Genomic DNA, 18,660 nt, shown 5'->3' on the forward strand with positions numbered 1-18,660 from the left:
CATCGTCGCGGCCGTGGAGACGCGGCCGCGACGTCGCCCTCGTCCGATCGGCTCCGACGCCAGGAGGCGTGAATGCAGCGCATCGTCTTCCTCGAACGCGACACGCTCGCGCCCGCGGTGCGGGTGCGCCGGCCGGACTTCGCCCACGACTGGGAGGAGTATCCGAAGACGAGGGCCGATCAGGTGATCGAGCGGGCGAAAGGCGCCTCGATCCTGATCGTCAACAAGGTGAACATCGGCGCCGACACCTTCGCGGCGTTGCCGGACCTGAAGCTGATCGCCATGGCGGCGACCGGCACCGACTGTATCGACAAGCAGGCCGCCGCCGCCCACGGCGTCGCCGTCGCCAACATTCGCGGCTACGCGACGACGACCGTGCCGGAGCACACCTTCGCGCTGATCCTGGCGCTCGCCCGCTCGATCGTGCCCTATCGCGCCGACGTGCTCGGCGGAGGGTGGCAACAGGCCGAGCAGTTCAGCTACTTCACCTACCCGATCACCGATCTCGCCGGCCGCCGGCTCGCGGTCTTCGGTTCGGGCTCGCTCGGCGGCCGCGTCGCCGAACTCGGCCGCGCCTTCGGCATGGACGTGGTCTTCGTCGGGCGCAAGGGCGCTCGCGACGGCGGCCCGGGCCGCGTGTCCTTCGACGAGGCGATCGAGACCGCCGACGTCCTCACCTTCCACTGCCCGTTGACCGCGGAGACGCGCGGGCTGGTGGCGATGCCGGAGTTCCGGCGGATGAAGCGGCGGCCGATCGTCGTCAACACGGCGCGGGGTGGTCTCGTCGACGAGGTCGACCTCGAACGCGCCCTCGACGAGGGGCTGGTCTCGGCCGCCGGTCTCGACGTCACCCTGCCGGAACCGCCGCCGATGGACGCGCCGATCATGCGGCTGGCGCAGCGGCCGAACGTCATCGTCACGCCGCACACCGCCTGGGCGTCGATCGAGGCGCAGCAGGTGCTGGCCGATCAGATGATCGACAACATCGAAGCCTTCGTCGCCGGAAACCCGCGCAACCTCGTCGTCGGGTGAGGTCGCCGCCACCTCGCGGTTCGAGACCGACGCCGCGACGTCAGCGCGCCGCCTCGCCGAGGCCGCGCACCAGATCGGCGATCGCTTCGAGCTGATCGGCCAGCGGGTTCGTCCGCCGCCAGATCATGCCGACCGTCCGCGTCGGCCTCGGCTCGCGCAGGCGAACGACGGAGACCGGAGCCGATCGCGTCTCGATCGGCACGGCCATTTCCGGAACCAGGGTCACGCCGATCCCCACTCCGACCAACTGCACCAACGTCGACAGCGAACTGCCCTCGATCAGGCCGCCGGATCGCATCGTCGGAATGCCGCAATAGGCGATCGCCTGATCGCGGAAGCAGTGGCCTTCCTCGAGCAACATCAACCGCATCTCGGAGAGCGCGCCGGCGGTCGGCGCAGGATCGCCGTCCGCCCCGCTCGGACGGACCAGCAGGAACTCCTCCGAGAAGAGCGGGACCTCGACCAGCGACGGCTCGGAGATCGGCAGCGCGAGGATCGCCGCGTCGAGCCGACCGTCGAGGAGGTCGGCGACCAGGATCCGCGTCATCGCCTCGCGCGGGCGCAGGTCGAGCCCGGGATGGCGCACGGCCAACGCCTTGACGAAGGCGGGCAGCAGATAGGGCGCGATGGTAGGGATGACCCCCAGCCGGAGCCGGCCGGTGAACGGGGCTCGGGAGAACCTCGCCAATTCGTCCAGTTCGTCGACCGATCGCAGGATGTCCCGCGCCCGCGCCGCGAAGGCCTCACCGAGGTCGGTCAGACGGATCCGCCGCCCGCCGCGTTCGATCAGCGGCGCGCCGAGGATGTCCTCGAGCTCCTTCACCTGCAACGACAGCGCCGGTTGGGAGATCGAACAGCTCTCGGCGGCGCGGCCGAAATGGCCGAGCCGCGCCACGGCTTCGAAATAACGCAGATGTTTCATCGAGATCATGGTCATTAGAATATCCTATCAGAATTATTTGAAAATGAAATTTTTTCTAATCGTTCGAACATGATACCGGTTGTTCGTTCGACGATGGATCGACGTCGCGCAGCCCTCCTGGGGATGTGCCTCGGAAGGCGCCGACGTCGCAAACCCCGATTTCGAGACTCAGCGGAGGACATCATGAGTGGCAACGGAACCAGTTCGGCCGGGAAATGCCCGGTCATGCACGGCGCGACGACCGCCGGTACCAAATCGAACGCCGATTGGTGGCCGAATGTGCTGAACCTCGACATCCTCCATCAGCACGATCGCAAGAGCGATCCGATGGGCGGCGACTTCGACTATGCGGAGGCGGTGAAGACGCTCGATTTCGAAGCGGTGAAGGCCGACGTCCGCGCCCTGATGACCGACAATCAGGACTGGTGGCCGGCCGATTGGGGCAACTATGCCGGCCTGATGGTGCGCCTGGCCTGGCATTCGGCCGGCTCCTATCGCGCCGCCGACGGCCGCGGCGGCGGCAATTCCGGCAACATCCGCTTCGCGCCGCTCAATTCCTGGCCGGACAACGGCAACCTCGACAAGGCGCGGCGACTGCTGTGGCCGATCAAGAAGAAGTACGGCAACAAGCTCAGCTGGGCCGACCTGATCCTGCTCGCCGGAACGATGGCCTACGAGGCGGTAGGTCTGAGGACCTTCGGCTTCAGCTTCGGCCGCCCCGACATCTGGCATCCCGAGAAGGACGTCTACTGGGGCGCCGAGAAGGAATGGCTGGCGCCGAGCGACGAGCGCTACGGCGATGTCGCCGATCCCTCGACCATGGAGAACCCGCTGGCCGCGGTGCAGATGGGTCTGATCTACGTCAACCCGGAAGGCGTCAACGGCAAGCCCGATCCGCTGAAGACGGCGCTCCAGGTGCGCGAGACCTTCGCCCGCATGGGCATGGACGACGAGGAGACCGTCGCCCTCACCGCCGGCGGCCACACCATCGGCAAGGCTCACGGCAACGGCCGGGCGGAGAATCTGGGCCCGGCCCCTGAAGGCGCCGACATCACCGAGCAGGGCCTGGGCTGGATCAACCACACCGCCCGCGGCATCGGCCGCGACACCGTCACCAGCGGTATCGAAGGCGCCTGGACCACCAACCCGACCAAGTGGGACAACGGCTACTTCAAGCTGCTGTTCGACTACGACTGGTGGCTGCAGAAGTCGCCGGCCGGCGCCTGGCAGTGGGAGCCGATCGGCATCCGCGAGGAGGACATGCCGGCCGACGTGGAGGATCCGTCGATCCGCCGCAAGCCGATCATGACCGACGCCGACATGGCGATGCGCTTCGATCCGACCTATCGCGCCATCTCCGAGCGTTTCCGGCAGGATCACGCCCGGTTCAGCGAGGTCTTCGCCCGCGCCTGGTACAAGCTGACCCATCGTGACATGGGGCCGAAGTCGCGCCACGTCGGACCCGACGTGCCGGCGGAGGACCTGATCTGGCAGGATCCGGTTCCGGCCGGGCGCACCGACTGGGACGTCGCCGCCGCCAAGGCGAAGATCGTCGCGAGCGGTCTCTCCGTCGCCGATCTGGTGGCGACCGCCTGGGACAGCGCCCGCACCTTCCGCGGTTCCGACTTCCGCGGCGGCGCCAACGGTGCGCGTATCCGCCTCGCTCCGCAGAAGGACTGGGAGGGCAACGAACCGGCGCGTCTGGCCAAGGTGTTGGTCGTCCTCGAGGCGGTCGCCTCGAGTGTCGGTGCGAGCATCGCCGACATCATCGTGCTGGCCGGCAACGTCGGCGTGGAACTGGCGGCCAAGGCCGCGGGCGTCGACGTCGCGGTTCCGTTCACGCCGGGTCGCGGCGATGCCTCGCAGGAGATGACCGACCAGGACTCCTTCGCGGTGCTGGAGCCGATCCACGACGGCTTCCGCAACTGGGTGAAGAAGGACTACGCCGTCAGCGCCGAGGAACTGCTGCTCGACAGGGCGCAGCTCATGGGCCTGAGCGGGCCGGAGATGACGGTGCTCGTCGGCGGACTGCGCGTCATCGGCGCCAACCACGGCGGCGCCAGGCACGGCGTCTTCACCGATCAGGTCGGAGCGTTGACCACCGACTTCTTCACCAACCTGACGGACATGGGCAACACCTGGGTCCCGGTCGGGAACGGTCTCTACGAGATCCGCGACCGCCGCAGCGGGGCGAAGAAGTGGACGGCGACCCGCGTCGACCTCGTCTTCGGTTCGAACTCGATCCTGCGCGCCTATGCCGAAGTCCTCGCCCAGGACGACAACGCGGAGAAGTTCGTGAAGGACTTCGTCGCGGCCTGGACCAAGGTGATGAACGCCGATCGGTTCGACGCGGCCTGAGGCGGGGTCTTCCCGCCCGATCGAAACGACGCGACGCCGGTTCCATCGACGTCGCCCGAGACGAAGACACCCGCCGGACGAGGTCTCGACCTCGCTCCGGCGGGCGCATTTTCGGGGCGAGGCGCGGGTCGCTCATACCAGAGGCCGAAGGTGCTGGCGCACCCGGCTCTTGGAGACACGCGAATTTCTCATATGCGTCAGAGGCATGAGAAATTCGCGTCAGAAATACCGTCGGCCGTTTTCAATGGCCGATGGTATCAGTCCTCGTCGCCGTCGAGGTCCGGATCGTAGCTCGACGCGTCGAAGCCGAGCAGGTTCCACGACTGGAGCATGTGCGGCGGCAGCGGCGCGGTGACGTCGATGACGCCCTTGCCCTTCGGGTGCGGCAGGACGATGCGGCGGGCGAGAAGATGCAGCTTGTTCTGCATGCCGCCGGGCAGCTCCCAGTCGCGCTTGTCGAAGTACTTCGGGTCGCCGACGATCGGGTGGCCGATGTGGGCGGTGTGGGCGCGCAGCTGGTGGGTGCGGCCGGTGACCGGCTTGAGGCTCAGCCACGACAGCTTCTGGCCGGCGACGTCGACCACCGAATAGTGGGTGAGCGCGTGGCTCGCCCCCTCTTCGCCGTGACGGGCGACGCGCATCTTCTCGCCGTCCTTCTCCTCGTCGCGGGTGAGCCAGGTCGAGATCTTGCCCTGCTTGGGGTGGGGCACGCCGGCGCAGAGCGCCCAGTAGGTCTTCTTGGCGTTGCGCGAACGGAAGAGCGCCGCCAGTTCCGCCGCGACGAGGCGGCGCTTGGCGATCACCAGACAGCCGGCGGTGTCCTTGTCGAGACGATGGACGAGACGGGGGACGTTGCCGCGCTTGTCGACGAGGCTCTGGAGCATCGCATCGACATGGCGATGGACGCCGGAGCCGCCCTGCACCGACAGGCCGGCCGGCTTGTTCAGCACCATGACGTCGTCGTCTTCCCACAGCACCAGCGACTTCAGGAACGCCGCATCGCCCTCGAGCGGCTTCTCCGGCTTCGGTTCGCGATCGGGCAGGTTCTTGGCGTCGGTGGCGAGCGGCGGCACGCGCACGACGTTGCCGGGCTCGACCCGGGTCGAGGTCTCGCAGCGCTTGCCGTCGAGGCGCACCTGCCCCGTGCGCAGAAGCTTCTGCAACGCGACGTGGGAGAGACCGGGATAATGAGCCTTGAACCAGCGGTCGAGGCGCATGCCTGCCTCGTCCCCGCCGACGGTGATGTTCGCTACGCCTGCCATGGGATCCTCGTGAGGCCTCGTCATGACGGAAAGCACGCCGGGACGCAAGCGCGGGCGCGCCTCACGGCACCATGATGGCCTTCGTCGCCGCCATGCCGGCGAGGAGCGCCAGAAGCGACACCGCGACGGAGGCGAGCACGTAGCCGACCGCCGTCACCGCCGCGCCGCGCTGCCACAGCACGACGACGTCGAGCGAAAAGGCGGAGAAGGTGGTGAAGCCGCCGAGCAGGCCGGTCATGAAGAAGAGGCGCAGCGCATCCGAACCGGTGCCGGGCTCACGGGTCAGGAGGTAGCCGGCGAAGGCGCCCATCACCGCCGAGCCGACGACGTTGACCGTCAGCGTCCCCCAGGGAAAATGCGGTCCGAACCAGGCGACCGTCGTCAGATTGACGCCGTAGCGCAGCGTCGAACCGAGGCCGCCGCCGAGGAAGACGAGGAGGAGGAACTGGAGCTGCAGCGGCATGGGCGATTCCGTGTCGATGCGAGGTGTCATTTCAATGCGCCCATCCGCGCCGCCTGTCACCTGCCGCGTGGCGGAAACCGGCGAATTCGCGTTCGCTGATGTATCGGCGAGCGGCTTGACACCCCGGCCCTCCCCCTCCAAACATCGCGCGCCTCGCGGGCGGCCGTGACCGGTCGACGGCCGTCGCGCCCGCTACTCGGGTGCCGAGCGCCCCGCGACGAAGGAACGACATGAGCGACACGAGCCCGGAGCGCGCCGGGGGCGCGGACGGCGCCGACCGCGACGCGCTCGCCCAGACCATCGTCTTTTCCGGCGTCTCGGTCGTGCGCGACGGGCGCACGGCGCTCGATCGGCTGTCGATCGGCTTCGAGGAGACCCGCATCGGTATCGTCGGGCTCAACGGCTCGGGCAAGTCGACGCTGCTCAAGTGCATCATCGGGCTGGTGAAGCCGACGGCCGGGACGATCACCGTCGACGGCCGCGACGCGGTCGGCGAGGCGCGCGCCGTCCGCCGCTCGACCGGCTTCCTGTTCCAGGACCCGGACAACCAGATCGTCATGCCGCTGGTCGGCGAGGATCTCGCCTTCGGGCTGAAGAACCACGGCTTTTCGAAAGCCGAGATCGGGGCCCGCGTCGACGCGGCGCTGACGCGGCTCGCCATCGGCCACCTCGCCGACCGGCGCATCCACGAGCTTTCCGGCGGCGAGAAGCAACTCGTGGCGCTCGCCGGGGTGTTGGCGCTCACGCCGAAGACGGTGCTCTTCGACGAACCCACGGCGCACCTCGATCTGAAGAACCGGAATCGCTTGCGCGATGTTCTTCATGCGATGCCCGAACAGGCGATCGTCGTCTCCCACGACCTCGATCTCCTCGCCGACTTCCCGCGGGTCGTCCTGATCGAGGCCGGGCGGATCGTCCACGACGGCCCGGCGGCGGAGACGCTGGCGCGCCATCGCGAGGCGAGCCGATGATCGCCGCCCTCGCCCGGCCCGGCACCTCCGCCCTCCACCGCACCCCCGCTGCGCCGAAGCTTCTCGGCCTCGCGGTCGCGGCGACCGCCCTCTTCTTCGTCGACCATCACGGCCTCCTCGCCGCCGCTTTCGTCGCCGCGCTCGCCGTGGCGCGCTCGACCGGGGCGAGCTTCGCCGCGATCGGACGAGACCTGCGCGGGCCGGCCGTCGTGCTCGCCGTCCTCGGCCTCGCCGACTGGGTGATGGTCGATCGCGCCACGGCGGTGACCGTGGTGCTGCGGCTCGGCGCGATCGCGCTTCTCGCCCATGCGGTGACGGTGACCACGTCCACGGCGGAACTCGGCGAGGTGCTCGAGCGGCTGTTCCGGCCGGCCGAGCGCCTCGGGCTCCTCGATGCCACCCGTGCGGCACTCACCGTGACGCTCGCCATTCGCTTCGTGCCGTTGATCGTCGAGGAGGCCCGCGCCATCCGCGAGGCGCAGGCGGCGCGGGGGCTCGAGGGCTCGATCGTGGCGCTGGTGGTACCGCTGATGGTGCGGGTGATCGTGCGCTCGGAAGCGCTCGCCGACGCGATCGACGCGCGCGGTTTTCCGCCCGAACATGCCGTTTCATCGACCAACGAGCGCCGGTGAACCGGCCCCAGGAAAGGTACGATCGCCATGACCACCCGTGACCTGGGCCTCGTCGCCCTGATGGCCGCCGTCATCGTCGCCCTCGGCGCCGTGCCGGCGATCCCGCTCGCCGGCGGCGTGCCGATCACGCTGCAGTCGATGGGCGTGATGCTCGCCGGCCTCGTCCTCGGCCCGCGGCGCGGCGCGGCGACGGTTCTGGTGGTGATCGCGCTGGTGGCCCTCGGACTGCCGGTGCTGTCGGGCGGACGCGGCGGTCTCGCCGTCTTCGTCGGGCCGACGGCCGGCTTCCTCTTCGGCTGGGTCCTCGCCGCCTTCGTCACCGGCTTCCTCGCCCAGGTGCTCGAGGCGACGGAGAAGTCGACGCTGGTCCGCACCGCGCAGCTGACGCTTGCGGCGATCGCCGGCGGCATCGTCGTGCTCTACCTCTGCGGCATCCTGTGGCTCGCCTTCTTCGTCAAGATGGGGCTCGCCAAGGCCTTCATGGTGTCGCTGCCCTTCGTCCCCGGCGACCTCGCCAAGGCGATCGTCGCGGCCCTGGTGACGGTGAAGGTGCGTCAGGCGGTGGCGATCGAGCGGCGGTGAGGGGGTGGGTCCCGCTCCTCACTTCCCGTCGCAAGGGGCGGATCGAGAGCTGATCGAAGACGTACACGATGCTTCGAGACGGCGTCCTCCCGGACGCCTCCTCAGCATGAGGCGTTTGTTTTGGTTCGACCATTCATCGACGCCTCATGCTGAGGAGCGCTCGGAACGAGCGCGTCTCGAAGCATCGCGCCCCGACCTCACCCCCCGCCGCGCTCCCGTCTCAACCGCGCCCAGTACTCCAGCCGCTTGCGGATCTCGCGTTCGAAGCCGCGCTCCGGCGGATCGTAGAAGCGCTTGCGGCCGAGTTTTTCGGGGAAGTAGTCCTGGCCGGAGAAGGCGTCGGGCTGGTCGTGGTCGTAGAGGTAGCCCTCGGAGTAACCTTCCGACTTCATCAGCTTGGTCGGCGCGTTGAGGATGTGTTTCGGAGGCGGCAGCGAGCCGGCCTCCTTCGCAGCCCTGGTCGCCGCCTTGTAGGCGGTGTAGACGGCGTTCGACTTCGGCGCGGTCGCGACATAGACCAGCGCCTGGGCGATCGCCAACTCGCCCTCGGGGCTGCCGAGAAAATCGAAGGCGTCCTTCGCCGCATTGGCGACCACCAGCGCCTGCGGATCGGCCAGCCCGATGTCCTCGACCGCCATGCGGACGATGCGGCGGGCGATGTAGAGCGGCGATTCGCCGGCGTCGAACATGCGGGCGAGGTAGTAGAGCGCCGCATCGGGGTCGGAGCCGCGCACCGACTTGTGCAGCGCCGACATCAGATTGTAGTGGCCGTCCTGGCTCTTGTCGTAGATCGGCGCGCGTCGCTGGACGACATCCTGCAGCGTCGCCGCATCGAAGATCTCACCTTCGTGGGCGGCGCGCAGCACGTCCTCGGCGAGGGTCAGCGCGGCGCGGCCGTCGCCGTCGGCCATGCGCACGAGGACGGCGCGAGCCTCGTCGTCGAGCGGCAGCGGGCGGGCGAGTTCGGCCTCGGCGCGGTCGAGCAGCTTGGCGATCGCCGCCTCGTCGAGCGACTTGAAGGACAGGACATGGGCGCGGGAGAGCAGCGCCGCATTGAGTTCGAAGGACGGGTTCTCGGTGGTCGCGCCGACCAGCACGATGGTGCCGTCCTCCATGACGGGCAGGAAGCTGTCGAGCTGGGCGCGATTGAAGCGATGGATCTCGTCGACGAAGAGCAGCGTGCCACGCCCGAGCGAACGGCGACCGCGCGCCGCCTCGAACACCTTCTTCAGGTCGGCGACGCCGGTGAAGATCGCCGAGACCTGTTCGAATTCGAGGTCGGTCTCGTGGGCGAGGAGGCGCGCCACGGTGGTCTTACCCGTCCCCGGCGGACCCCAGAAGATCAGCGAGCCGAGCGAGCCGGATCGCAGCATGCGGGTGATGGTGCCGCCCTCGCCGACGAGATGGTCCTGCCCGACGACGTCGGCGAGCCGCTTCGGCCGCAGCCGATCGGCGAGCGGCCGCGGGGCGGCACGTTCGAGACCGGCGGCGGCAAAGAGATCGGACATGTCCCGAGTTCCTTTTCGGCTCCCTGCCGGTCGTTCTGCCTACCGACCCGGACCGCTCCTCTTCCGGCCCCTCGCGTGGCTCGGGGCGTTCGTCGCTCACGAAGCTCCACCGGAGCTTCGTGTCCGAGCCGCCGGCTCGGACCGCTCCTCACCCTCTGAACGCCAATCTCACCTGCTGGCCGTCGCGTTGGATGACCAGACGCCAGAGGTAGGTGTCGGCCTGCGCCGCCTGCAACAGGGTGCGCGTGTCGCCGATCCTCACGCCGTTGATCTCGAGGATCAGGTCGCCCTTCTGGAAGCCGACGCGCGAGGCCGGCGAGCCGGCGACGACATCGGCGACCGCGACGCCCCGCAAGTCGAAGGGCAGACGCAGTTCTTCGGAGACCGCCGGAGACAGGTTGACCACCGTCGACCCGGCGAAGGGCGACGAGCCCTCGATGACGCGTTGGTCGCGCGGCACGGTTTCCGGCGCGGCGAGCGAGGCGATGTCGACGACGCCCTGCGTCTTGCCGCGCCGCACCTCGACCTTCACCGCGCCACCGAGCGGACGGTTGCCGAAGCGGAAACCGAAGCTGTCGGGATCGTCGACCTCGTGACCATCGATGGTGAGCAGGAGATCGCCGACCTTGAGGCCGGCCTGCGCCGCCGGCCCGCCGGCGACGACGCCGGCAACCAGCACGCCCTGCGGCCGTGGCAGGCCGAGGCTCTCGGCGACGTCGGCGGTGACGTTCTCGAGGGTGGCGCCGAGCCAGGGGCGGCGCACCTTGTTGCCGGTCTTGGCCTGATCGACGACGAAGCGGACGGTGGTCGCGGGAATGGCGAAACCGATGCCGATCGAGCCGCCGGACTTCGAATAGATCGCCGAGGGCACGCCGACGAGGCGGCCCTGGAGATCGACCAGCGCGCCGCCGGAGTTGCCGGGATTGATCGCCGCGTCGGTCTGGATGAAGAAGCGATAGTCGGCGACGCCGACCTGGGTGCGGGCGAGCGCCGAGACGATGCCCTGGGTCACCGTTTGGCCGACGCCGAAGGGATTGCCGATGGCGAGCACCAGATCGCCGACCTGGAGGCCCTCGCTGTCGCCGATCTCGGCGAAGGGATAGTCGCCCTTGTCGCGGATCTTGATCACCGCGAGGTCGGTGCGCTCGTCCTTGAGGACGATGTCGGCCTCGAACTCGCGCTTGTCGGCGAGCGCCACCTTCACGTCGGTGGCGTCCTTGATGACGTGGTGGTTGGTGACGATCAGGCCGGAGCGGTCGACGATGGTGCCGGAGCCGAGCGACGATTCCATCCGCGACCGCGGCATGCCGCCGCCGCCGAAGAACTGGCGGAACAGCGGATCGTCGAAGAGCGGCGACATCGCCTGTTGCTGCACCTTGCGGGTGGCGTAGACGTTGACGACCGCCGGGGCGACCTTGCGGACGATCGGCGCGAAGGACAACGCGATCTGGGCACGGTTCTCGGGCACCACGGTGGTCTGGGCGATCGCGGCGATCGGCGCGACGAACAGCGCCGCGAACGCGAGGGAAACGAGGGTCTTCGCCTTCATCGAACGATTCTCCGAATGGTCGTCGAGATGTAGGACGTCGGGCGGGCGCGCGCCAGTCGCGGCGCTCGTGTGGGGACTTCTCCTTGCCCTCCCCTCGTGGCGAAAACGCGGAAGAGGGCGGCCGAGCCGCCCTCTTGCTTCATCTCGTCGCGAGCCGTCGCTCAGAGGTGCTGGCCGTTGACGCCGGCGAAGACCGCAGCGTAGGCGCCGCGCTCGGCGGCGTGGCGCAGCGTCCGGCAGCGCTCGACGATCACTTCCGGCGGGGTCGGCTCGGCCGAGAGGATGCCCATGACCTCGGTGATGAAATCGGCGAGCGGCATGGCATTCGGATCGGACGCCTGGAAGTCGCCGAGCAGCGTCGTCTGGACATAGGGCGGCGCCAGTTCGACCACCTCGACCGAGGTGCCCGCCAACTGATGGCGCAGCGACTCGGAGTAGGAGTGCAGCGCCGCCTTGGTCGCCGAATAGGTCGGCGTCGCCGCCAGCGGCACGAAGGCGAGGCCGGAGGTGACGTTGATCACGGTCGCCCGCGGTCGGCTCGTCAGATGCGGCAACAGGTGCGCCGTCAGCCGGATCGGGCCGAGCAGGTTGGTGACGACGGTCGCCTCGGCGTCGGCGAGATGAGCGGGCGTGGTGACGTCCTCCCTGCGCATGATGCCGGCGTTGTTGACCACCCCGTCGAGATCCGGGTGGGCGGCGACCAGGCGGGCGGCGAAATCGGCGATCGCCTCGGCGCTGGTCACGTCGAGGACCATCGACGCCATGCCGGGGTTCACCGCCGTGACTTCGGCGAGCAGATCGGCGCGACGGCCGGCGATGATCACCCGGGCGCCGCGGGCGTGGAGCGCTTCGGCGAGGCCGCGGCCGATGCCGCTGGCGCCGCCGGTGACGAGGAGGGTGCGGTCTTCGAACTTCATGGGTGGCCCCTTTCTTCGGTTGCGTGAGGCAAGAATAGGATCCATGCTCTCTATTGGTAAGAAGGCACTCGAAATATCTATACTTACCAGAAAGAGAGTGTCGAATGACGGACAAGTCGCAGGCCGACTCGCTCTTCGCCCCGGCGTGCAACAGCCCCTCGCCCGAGGACCCCGCGGTCGAGGCGCTGGTGACGGCGATCATCGGTCAGGTGGCGGACAAGTGGACGCTCTTGATCCTCGAGGCGCTGACCGAGGGCGGCGTCATGCGCTTCGGCCGGATCGGCAAGGCGGTCGGCGACATCAGCCAGAAGATGCTGACCAAGACCCTGCGCGACATGGAGCGGCTGGGGCTCGTCTCCCGCACCGTCCATCCCGTGGTGCCGCCGCACGTCGACTACGCGCTGACCGACCTCGGTCACTCGCTCGGCGCGGCCTTCTGCGGGGTGTGGACCTGGGCGGCGGAGAACCGCGAACGGATCGACGCGGCACGGGCGGCGTTCGATGCGCGAGAACGGCGGTGATCGAGGTGCGATGTCCGTGAGCGATGGTTCGAGACGGAGCACCGCCCCGAAACAGGTGCATCGGCCCCGAATGCGAAAAGGGCGCCCTCGCGGGCGCCCTTCGAATTCTCACCGAGGCGAGCCGATCACTCGGCCGCTTCTTCGGCCTCGCGGCGGGCGCGGTCCTCGGCGCCCTTGGCGGCGACGTCGCGATCGACGAACTCGATGACGCCGACGGCGGCGTTGTCACCGTGACGGAAGCCGGCCTTGAGGACGCGGGTGTAGCCGCCGTTGCGGTCCTTGTAGCGCGGGCCGATGACGTCGAAGAGCTTCTTGACGGCCTTCTCGTCGCGGATCTGGGCGACGGCGTTGCGGCGGGAGTTGAGGTCGCCGCGCTTGGCCAGCGTCACCAGCTTCTCGACGATCGGACGCAGGTCCTTCGCCTTCGGCAGGGTGGTGACGATCTGCTCGTGGGTGATGAGGGAGGCCGCCATGTTGGCGAACATCGCCTTGCGATGTTCCCAGGTGCGGTTGAACTTGCGGCCAGCGTTGCCGTGACGCATCGGTCTTCTCCGGGTGCTGCGGGCCGGGTCTCCCCTGCCCTCGTGCGGCGATCTCGCGATCGGCGCTGCGGTGGTCGGTTCTCCCGTACGCGACGGGAGCCCCGGTTCGTCACCGTGGCACCCCGGGTATTGTGCGTCCGGGCTTGGAAGTCTCTGTAACCCTCCCCTCCGACAACACCGGGCCGTTCGAGGAGTGTGGGACCGGGGCGAACCCCGATCCGAATTTCGAGAGGCGTCTTACAGCCTCGAGAACCGCTCGAGAAGTCCCCTTTCGGGAAAAACTCAGAGCTGGTGATCTTCGTAGCGCTTGGCGAGCTCTTCGATGTTCTCCGGCGGCCAGTTGGTGACCTCCATGCCGAGATGGAGACCCATCTGGGCGAGAACTTCCTTGATCTCGTTGAGCGACTTGCGGCCGAAGTTCGGGGTGCGGAGCATCTCGGCTTCGGTCTTCTGGATGAGGTCGCCGATGTAGACGATGTTGTCGTTCTTCAGGCAGTTCGCCGAACGCACCGACAGTTCGAGCTCGTCGACCTTCTTGAGCAGCGCCGGGTTGAAGGCGAGCTCCGGGATCTTCTCCTCGACCTCGGCCTTCCGCGGCTCTTCGAAGTTCACGAAGATCGCCAGCTGGTCCTGCAGGATGCGGGCGGCGTAGGCGACCGCGTCGTCCGGCGAGACGGAACCGTCGGTCTCGACCGACAGCGTCAGCTTGTCGTAGTCGAGAACCTGGCCCTCACGGGTGTTCTCGACCTTGTAGGAGACCTTCTTGACCGGCGAATAGAGGCTGTCGACCGGGATCATGCCGATCGGAGCGTCCTCGGGACGGTTGCGGTCGGCCGGGACGTAGCCCTTGCCGGTGGCGACGGTCAGCTCCATGCGGATCTCGGCGCCCTCGTCGAGGGTGCAGATGACCAGCTCCGGATTGAGGATCTCGATGTCGCCGACGGTCTGGATGTCGCCGGCGGTGACGACGCCCGGGCCCTGCTTGCGCACGACCATGCGCTTGGGACCCTCGCCCTGCATCTTGACCGAGATCTCCTTGATGTTGAGGACGATGTCGGTCACGTCCTCACGCACGCCGGGGATCGAGGAGAACTCGTGCAGGACGCCGTCGATCTGGACGGCGGTCACGGCCGCGCCCTGGAGCGAGGACAGAAGCACGCGGCGCAGCGCGTTGCCGAGGGTGAGGCCGAAGCCCCGCTCCAGCGGCTCGGCGACCACGGTGGCGAGACGCTTGGCGTCGTCGCCGGGCTTCACCTCGAGCTTGTTCGGGCGGATCAGCTCTTGCCAGTTCTTGTGGATGGTCACGTTCGCACCTCGAAGGGCTCGCGGCGGGATATCGGTGGCGTCTTCCACCCTGCCCGCCTTCCGGCCCTGGTTCGTGATCTGAAAACGACGATGCGGCGGGGAGACGACCCGCCGCTCGAAACCCGAGACGCGCGGCTACCGCGCGTCCCGGAGAAGAGAAAGATCAGACGCGACGACGCTTGCGCGGACGGCAACCGTTGTGCGGGATCGGGGTGACGTCGCGGATCGAAGTCACCATGAAGCCGGCCGCCTGGAGAGCGCGCAGCGCGGATTCACGGCCCGAACCGGGGCCACGGACTTCCACCTCGATGGTGCGCATGCCGTGCTCGGCGGCCTTGCGGGCGGCGTCTTCGGCGGCGACCTGGGCGGCGTAGGGGGTCGACTTGCGCGAGCCCTTGAAGCCGAGAGCACCGGCCGACGACCAGGAGATCGTGTTGCCCTGCGCGTCGGTGATGGTGATCATGGTGTTGTTGAACGTGGAGTTCACGTGAGCGACGCCCGACGTGATGTTCTTGCGTTCACGACGGCGAACGCGGGTGGCTTCCTTGGCCATGGACTGTCCTTACCTTCGATCTCTACACCGCCGTAATGCCGGCGGCTCCACCGGGACGATCGCCTCTCGGCGGCGCCCCTCGAATCTGCTTCCGTCGGTCGCCGTCGACCGACGAAATCACTTCTTCTTGCCGGCGATCGGCTTGGCCGGACCCTTGCGGGTGCGGGCATTGGTGTGGGTGCGCTGACCGCGGACCGGAAGGCCGCGACGATGGCGCAGGCCGCGGTAGCAGCCGAGGTCCATCAGGCGCTTGATGTTCATCGCCACGTCACGACGCAGGTCGCCTTCGACCATGTAGTCGCGGTCGATGACTTCGCGGATCTGCAGCACCTCGGCGTCGCTGAGGTCCTGGACGCGACGGTCGTACGCGATGTTGACCTTCTCCATGATCTCGTCGGCCTTCTTGGGGCCGATGCCATGGATGTACTGGAGCGCGATGACGACGCGCTTGTTGGTCGGAATGTTCACGCCTGCGATGCGGGCCACGGTCTCTCTCCAGATTACGTCCGCGAGAGCACCATCCGATGCGCTCGGGTCATTTGCCGTCACCGAACCCGTTCGGACGCGAACAGATCGGCAGCCGGACACTCCACGTTTCCGGCGCCGATCGCGGATTCAGCGATGTGGCCGGTGTGATAACGGATTCCAGGACCGGGTGCAACCACTCGGTCCTGGAATCCGGCGCGCGCGGCGCGGGTCTCGGAAAGCCTCGGCGCGTATCGCCGCGCCGAGGAAATTCGCTCCGCTTCAGGCGCCGAGAACGGCACCGATGGCGGCGGTGACCTCGTCGATCGACGCCATGCCGTCGACGGTCTTCAGCTCGCCGGTCGAGGCGTAGTAGCTCGACAGCGGCGCGGTCTTCTCCTGGTACTCGCCGAGCCGCTTGCGGAAGCTCTCGGGATTGTCGTCGGCACGCGGGATGCCGCCGGCAGCGAGGGTTTCCTTGACGCGGTTCTCCATGCGGGCGACGAGCGCGTCCGTATCGACCACCAATTCGACGACGGCGTCGAGCTTCATGCCCTTCGAGGCGAGCATCCTGGTCAGCGCCTCGGCCTGCGGCACGGTGCGCGGGAAGCCGTCGAGGATGAAGCCGTTGGCGCAGTCCTTCTCGTCGATGCGATCGGAGACGACGCCGATGACGATGTCGTCGGAGACGAGACCTCCGGCTTCCATCACCGCCTTGGCCGCGAGACCGACCGGCGTGCCGGCCTTGACGGCGGCGCGCAGCATGTCGCCCGTCGACAACTGCACCAAGCCGTGCTTCTCGACCAGCCGGGCGGCCTGCGTTCCCTTACCGGCGCCCGGCGGTCCGAGCAGAATGAGCCTCATCGACGTCCTCCCCTGAGCTTCGCCCGCTTGATCAGTCCTTCGTACTGATGAGCGAGCAGGTGTCCCTGAATCTGCGACACCGTGTCCATGGTCACCGAGACCACGATCAACAGCGACGTGCCGCCGAAATAGAACGGGACACCCGTCCAGGAAATGAGGAATTCGGGTAATAGACACACGAGCACGATGTAGATCGCACCGAGCACGGTGATGCGGGTGAGCACATAGTCGATGTACTCGGCGGTGCGCTCGCCCGGGCGGATGCCGGGGATGAAGCCGCCGTGCTTCTTCAGATTGTCGGCGGTGTCGGTCGGATTGAAGACGATCGCCGTGTAGAAGAAGCAGAAGAAGATGATCAGCGCCGCGTACATGACCATGTAGAGCGGCTGACCGTGGCCGAGCAACGCCGTCACCGTGGTCAACCAGCCCGAGGTCTGTCCCGACTGGAAGTTGGCGATGGTCGCCGGCACCAGCAGCAGCGACGAGGCGAAGATCGGCGGGATGACGCCGGCGGTGTTCAGCTTCAGCGGCAGGTGCGAGGACTGCCCCTGCATGATCTGATTGCCGACCTGGCGCTTCGGGTACTGGATGATCAGGCGGCGCTGGGCGCGCTCGAAGAACACCACGACGCCGACGACGACGATCGCGACGATGATGATGCCGAGGATCGCCACCGTCGAGATCGCGCCCTGACGGCCGAGTTCGAGGGTGCCGGCGATGGCACTCGGCAGGCCCGCGACGATGCCGGCGAAGATGATCAGCGACGTACCGTTGCCGATGCCGCGCGAAGTGATCTGTTCACCCAGCCACATCAGGAAGAGCGTGCCGCCGACCAGCGTGATGGTCGCGGTCAGACGGAAGAACATGCCCGGCGTGGCGACGACGCCGGTGGCGCCCTCGAGGCCGACGGCGATGCCCCAGGCCTGGAAGATCGCCAGGATCACCGTCAGGTAACGGGTGTACTGGTTGAGCTGCTTGCGGCCCGATTCGCCTTCCTTCTTCAGCGCTTCCCACGACGGAATGACCGTCGTCATCAGCTGCACGATGATCGAGGCGGAGATGTAGGGCATGATCCCCAGCGCCAGGATGGCCATTCGGCCGACCGCGCCGCCGGAGAACATGTTGAACAGGCCGATGATGCCGGTCTGGGCGTTCTGGAACGCCTTTGCGAGCGCGCCGGCGTCGATGCCCGGCAGCGGCAGGTAGGTGCCGAGCCGATACACGAGAAGCGCACCCAGCGTGAACCAGATGCGCTTCTTGAGTTCCTCGGCCTTGCCGAAGGCACCCCAGTTGAGGTTGGCTGCGAGCTGTTCGGCAGCGGAAGCCATGGTCCACTCGTCTCCGGTGCTGCTGTCGAGGAGCCGTCTCGAAGCCCCCGCGAAGAGGGTCCCCCAGACGACGACGGGGCGACGTCGGATCCTCAGGACCCTCGATCGCCCCCGTATCGGTTATCCGATCCTGTGGTCGCGCGCCACCCCCGAGGGTATCGCACGCGAACATCCGCGGGGGCGGCCGATCACTCGGCCGCTTCCGCCTTCTTCTTCTCGGCGACGGCGACCTTGCCGCCGGCCTTCTCGACCGCCGCGATCGCCGGGGCGGAGCCGCCCGCGATCTCGAAGGTCAGCGCGCCCTTGGGCTCGCCCGGACCGATGAGACGGACACCGTCCTTGACGCGGCGGATCACGCCGGCGGCCTTGAGGGCCTCCGCGGTGATCGCGCTCTTGGCGTCGAGCTTGCCGGCGTCGATCGCCGCCTGGACGCGGGCCACCGAAACCTCGTTGTAGTCGAGGCGGAAGATGTTGTTGAAGCCGCGCTTCGGCAGGCGGCGATGCAGCGGCATCTGACCACCTTCGAAGCCCTTGACGGCGACGCCGGAGCGCGCCTTCTGGCCCTTGACACCCTTGCCCGACGTCTTGCCGAGGCCGGAGCCGATGCCGCGACCGAGGCGCTTGCCCTTCTTGGCGGCGCCGATGTTGTCGGAGATCTCGTTGAGCTTCATCGCTCGGTCCTTTCTCAGTTCTCGTCGACGACGCGAACGAGATGGGCGACCTTGGCGATCATGCCGCGCACCGCCGGAGTATCCTCCAGGGTCGAGCGACGATGACGCTTGTTGAGGCCGAGGCCGATCAGGGTCTTCTCCTGGACGTCCGGCCGGCGGATCGGGCTACCGACCTGCTCGATCGTGATGGTCTTCGACATGGGTCCTGCCCCTGT

The 18,660-nt window shown here is 68.0% G+C and carries 20 protein-coding genes; 6 read left to right on the top strand and 14 right to left on the bottom strand.

What is annotated here, in order from left to right; translation table 11 throughout:
* Positions 1-72: 72 nt before the first annotated feature.
* Complete coding sequence (locus V7Q42_RS10895) at positions 73-1,032, top strand: D-2-hydroxyacid dehydrogenase (protein WP_333824078.1); 960 nt, start codon at positions 73-75, stop codon at positions 1,030-1,032.
* Positions 1,033-1,072: 40 nt separating this feature from the next.
* Here the strand turns inward: V7Q42_RS10895 and V7Q42_RS10900 are convergent, their stop codons facing one another.
* Complete coding sequence (locus V7Q42_RS10900; protein WP_333824079.1) at positions 1,073-1,969, bottom strand: hydrogen peroxide-inducible genes activator; 897 nt, start codon at positions 1,967-1,969, stop codon at positions 1,073-1,075.
* Positions 1,970-2,137: 168 nt separating this feature from the next.
* On the opposite strand from V7Q42_RS10900, the gene katG reads away from it, so the two are divergent.
* Entirely contained in the window at positions 2,138-4,312 is a 2,175-nt protein-coding gene (gene katG / locus V7Q42_RS10905) for a catalase/peroxidase HPI (RefSeq protein WP_333824080.1), read from the top strand.
* 257 nt (positions 4,313-4,569) lie between these two features.
* On the opposite strand, the gene V7Q42_RS10910 is transcribed toward katG, so the two are convergent.
* Together V7Q42_RS10910 and crcB are read right to left on the bottom strand one after the other, a co-directional pair.
* Positions 4,570-5,574 (bottom strand): RluA family pseudouridine synthase, encoded by a 1,005-nt coding sequence (locus V7Q42_RS10910; RefSeq protein WP_333824081.1) that lies wholly within the window; start codon positions 5,572-5,574, stop codon positions 4,570-4,572.
* Positions 5,575-5,635: 61 nt separating this feature from the next.
* Complete coding sequence (gene crcB, locus V7Q42_RS10915) at positions 5,636-6,037, bottom strand: fluoride efflux transporter CrcB (RefSeq protein ID WP_333824082.1); 402 nt, start codon at positions 6,035-6,037, stop codon at positions 5,636-5,638.
* A 230-nt stretch (positions 6,038-6,267) separates the two neighbouring features.
* Between crcB and V7Q42_RS10920 the strand changes: the two genes are divergently transcribed.
* From V7Q42_RS10920 to V7Q42_RS10930, 3 genes are read left to right on the top strand one after another with little or no spacing between them, the layout of a single operon-like run.
* Positions 6,268-7,008 (top strand): energy-coupling factor ABC transporter ATP-binding protein, encoded by a 741-nt coding sequence (locus tag V7Q42_RS10920; protein WP_333824083.1) that lies wholly within the window; start codon positions 6,268-6,270, stop codon positions 7,006-7,008.
* A complete protein-coding gene (locus tag V7Q42_RS10925) occupies positions 7,005-7,640 on the top strand; it encodes an energy-coupling factor transporter transmembrane component T family protein (RefSeq protein WP_333824084.1) in 636 nt (211 codons plus the stop codon). The genes V7Q42_RS10920 and V7Q42_RS10925 overlap by 4 nt, the downstream gene beginning before the upstream one ends.
* Positions 7,641-7,667: 27 nt before the next feature.
* Positions 7,668-8,222, top strand: a complete 555-nt coding sequence (locus V7Q42_RS10930; RefSeq protein WP_333824085.1) for a biotin transporter BioY — start codon at positions 7,668-7,670, stop codon at positions 8,220-8,222.
* Positions 8,223-8,419: 197 nt separating this feature from the next.
* On the opposite strand, the gene V7Q42_RS10935 is transcribed toward V7Q42_RS10930, so the two are convergent.
* The 3 genes from V7Q42_RS10935 to V7Q42_RS10945 all read right to left on the bottom strand — a co-directional run bounded on the left by V7Q42_RS10935 (position 8,420) and on the right by V7Q42_RS10945 (position 12,196).
* A complete protein-coding gene (locus V7Q42_RS10935; protein WP_333824087.1) occupies positions 8,420-9,730 on the bottom strand; it encodes a replication-associated recombination protein A in 1,311 nt (436 codons plus the stop codon).
* Positions 9,731-9,878: 148 nt separating this feature from the next.
* Positions 9,879-11,279, bottom strand: a complete 1,401-nt coding sequence (locus tag V7Q42_RS10940; protein ID WP_333824088.1) for a Do family serine endopeptidase — start codon at positions 11,277-11,279, stop codon at positions 9,879-9,881.
* A gap of 161 nt (positions 11,280-11,440) precedes the next feature.
* On the bottom strand, positions 11,441-12,196 hold the full coding sequence (locus V7Q42_RS10945; protein ID WP_333824090.1) for an SDR family oxidoreductase: 756 nt from the start codon (positions 12,194-12,196) through the stop codon (positions 11,441-11,443).
* Positions 12,197-12,300: 104 nt separating this feature from the next.
* On the opposite strand from V7Q42_RS10945, the gene V7Q42_RS10950 reads away from it, so the two are divergent.
* A complete protein-coding gene (locus tag V7Q42_RS10950; RefSeq protein ID WP_333824091.1) occupies positions 12,301-12,717 on the top strand; it encodes a winged helix-turn-helix transcriptional regulator in 417 nt (138 codons plus the stop codon).
* Between the two features lie 125 nt (positions 12,718-12,842).
* Here V7Q42_RS10950 and rplQ read toward each other — a convergent pair whose 3' ends face one another.
* The 8 genes from rplQ to rpmD form a co-directional block, all read right to left on the bottom strand.
* Entirely contained in the window at positions 12,843-13,259 is a 417-nt protein-coding gene (rplQ, locus tag V7Q42_RS10955; RefSeq protein ID WP_333824092.1) for a 50S ribosomal protein L17, read from the bottom strand.
* A gap of 282 nt (positions 13,260-13,541) precedes the next feature.
* Positions 13,542-14,594 (bottom strand): DNA-directed RNA polymerase subunit alpha, encoded by a 1,053-nt coding sequence (locus tag V7Q42_RS10960; protein ID WP_442958188.1) that lies wholly within the window; start codon positions 14,592-14,594, stop codon positions 13,542-13,544.
* A gap of 133 nt (positions 14,595-14,727) precedes the next feature.
* Positions 14,728-15,117: a 30S ribosomal protein S11 gene (gene rpsK / locus V7Q42_RS10965; RefSeq protein ID WP_333824095.1), complete on the bottom strand. Its 390-nt coding sequence runs from the start codon at positions 15,115-15,117 to the stop codon at positions 14,728-14,730.
* Between the two features lie 117 nt (positions 15,118-15,234).
* On the bottom strand, positions 15,235-15,603 hold the full coding sequence (gene rpsM, locus V7Q42_RS10970) for a 30S ribosomal protein S13 (protein WP_333824096.1): 369 nt from the start codon (positions 15,601-15,603) through the stop codon (positions 15,235-15,237).
* A 261-nt stretch (positions 15,604-15,864) separates the two neighbouring features.
* Positions 15,865-16,446: an adenylate kinase gene (locus tag V7Q42_RS10975; protein ID WP_333824097.1), complete on the bottom strand. Its 582-nt coding sequence runs from the start codon at positions 16,444-16,446 to the stop codon at positions 15,865-15,867.
* Positions 16,443-17,774 carry a preprotein translocase subunit SecY gene (secY, locus tag V7Q42_RS10980; RefSeq protein ID WP_333824099.1) on the bottom strand — a complete coding sequence of 444 codons (1,332 nt, stop codon included), beginning with the start codon at positions 17,772-17,774 and terminating at the stop codon, positions 16,443-16,445. The genes V7Q42_RS10975 and secY overlap by 4 nt, the downstream gene beginning before the upstream one ends.
* Before the next feature lie 188 nt (positions 17,775-17,962).
* Positions 17,963-18,445, bottom strand: a complete 483-nt coding sequence (gene rplO / locus V7Q42_RS10985; protein WP_333824100.1) for a 50S ribosomal protein L15 — start codon at positions 18,443-18,445, stop codon at positions 17,963-17,965.
* A 14-nt stretch (positions 18,446-18,459) separates the two neighbouring features.
* Positions 18,460-18,645, bottom strand: a complete 186-nt coding sequence (gene rpmD / locus V7Q42_RS10990) for a 50S ribosomal protein L30 (RefSeq protein WP_333824102.1) — start codon at positions 18,643-18,645, stop codon at positions 18,460-18,462.
* Positions 18,646-18,660: the final 15 nt, after the last annotated feature.

It is taken from the genome of Pinisolibacter sp. (assembly GCF_036782435.1).
GTDB lineage: Bacteria > Pseudomonadota > Alphaproteobacteria > Rhizobiales > Ancalomicrobiaceae > CALBKH01.

What these genes read in the sequence shown, in the direction of transcription:
- V7Q42_RS10900 (WP_333824079.1), bottom strand. Translation starts at nt 1,969, where the DNA reads ATGACCATGATCTCGATGAAACATCTGCGTTATTTCGAAGCCGTGGCG.
- V7Q42_RS10945 (WP_333824090.1), bottom strand. Translation starts at nt 12,196, where the DNA reads ATGAAGTTCGAAGACCGCACCCTCCTCGTCACCGGCGGCGCCAGCGGC.
- V7Q42_RS10975 (WP_333824097.1), bottom strand. Translation starts at nt 16,446, where the DNA reads ATGAGGCTCATTCTGCTCGGACCGCCGGGCGCCGGTAAGGGAACGCAG.
- katG (WP_333824080.1), top strand. Translation starts at nt 2,138, where the DNA reads ATGAGTGGCAACGGAACCAGTTCGGCCGGGAAATGCCCGGTCATGCAC.
- V7Q42_RS10910 (WP_333824081.1), bottom strand. Translation starts at nt 5,574, where the DNA reads ATGGCAGGCGTAGCGAACATCACCGTCGGCGGGGACGAGGCAGGCATG.
- V7Q42_RS10920 (WP_333824083.1), top strand. Translation starts at nt 6,268, where the DNA reads ATGAGCGACACGAGCCCGGAGCGCGCCGGGGGCGCGGACGGCGCCGAC.
- V7Q42_RS10930 (WP_333824085.1), top strand. Translation starts at nt 7,668, where the DNA reads ATGACCACCCGTGACCTGGGCCTCGTCGCCCTGATGGCCGCCGTCATC.
- V7Q42_RS10925 (WP_333824084.1), top strand. Translation starts at nt 7,005, where the DNA reads ATGATCGCCGCCCTCGCCCGGCCCGGCACCTCCGCCCTCCACCGCACC.
- V7Q42_RS10950 (WP_333824091.1), top strand. Translation starts at nt 12,301, where the DNA reads ATGACGGACAAGTCGCAGGCCGACTCGCTCTTCGCCCCGGCGTGCAAC.
- V7Q42_RS10935 (WP_333824087.1), bottom strand. Translation starts at nt 9,730, where the DNA reads ATGTCCGATCTCTTTGCCGCCGCCGGTCTCGAACGTGCCGCCCCGCGG.
- rplO (WP_333824100.1), bottom strand. Translation starts at nt 18,445, where the DNA reads ATGAAGCTCAACGAGATCTCCGACAACATCGGCGCCGCCAAGAAGGGC.
- V7Q42_RS10895 (WP_333824078.1), top strand. Translation starts at nt 73, where the DNA reads ATGCAGCGCATCGTCTTCCTCGAACGCGACACGCTCGCGCCCGCGGTG.
- rpsK (WP_333824095.1), bottom strand. Translation starts at nt 15,117, where the DNA reads ATGGCCAAGGAAGCCACCCGCGTTCGCCGTCGTGAACGCAAGAACATC.
- rplQ (WP_333824092.1), bottom strand. Translation starts at nt 13,259, where the DNA reads ATGCGTCACGGCAACGCTGGCCGCAAGTTCAACCGCACCTGGGAACAT.
- V7Q42_RS10940 (WP_333824088.1), bottom strand. Translation starts at nt 11,279, where the DNA reads ATGAAGGCGAAGACCCTCGTTTCCCTCGCGTTCGCGGCGCTGTTCGTC.
- crcB (WP_333824082.1), bottom strand. Translation starts at nt 6,037, where the DNA reads ATGCCGCTGCAGCTCCAGTTCCTCCTCCTCGTCTTCCTCGGCGGCGGC.
- rpmD (WP_333824102.1), bottom strand. Translation starts at nt 18,645, where the DNA reads ATGTCGAAGACCATCACGATCGAGCAGGTCGGTAGCCCGATCCGCCGG.
- secY (WP_333824099.1), bottom strand. Translation starts at nt 17,774, where the DNA reads ATGGCTTCCGCTGCCGAACAGCTCGCAGCCAACCTCAACTGGGGTGCC.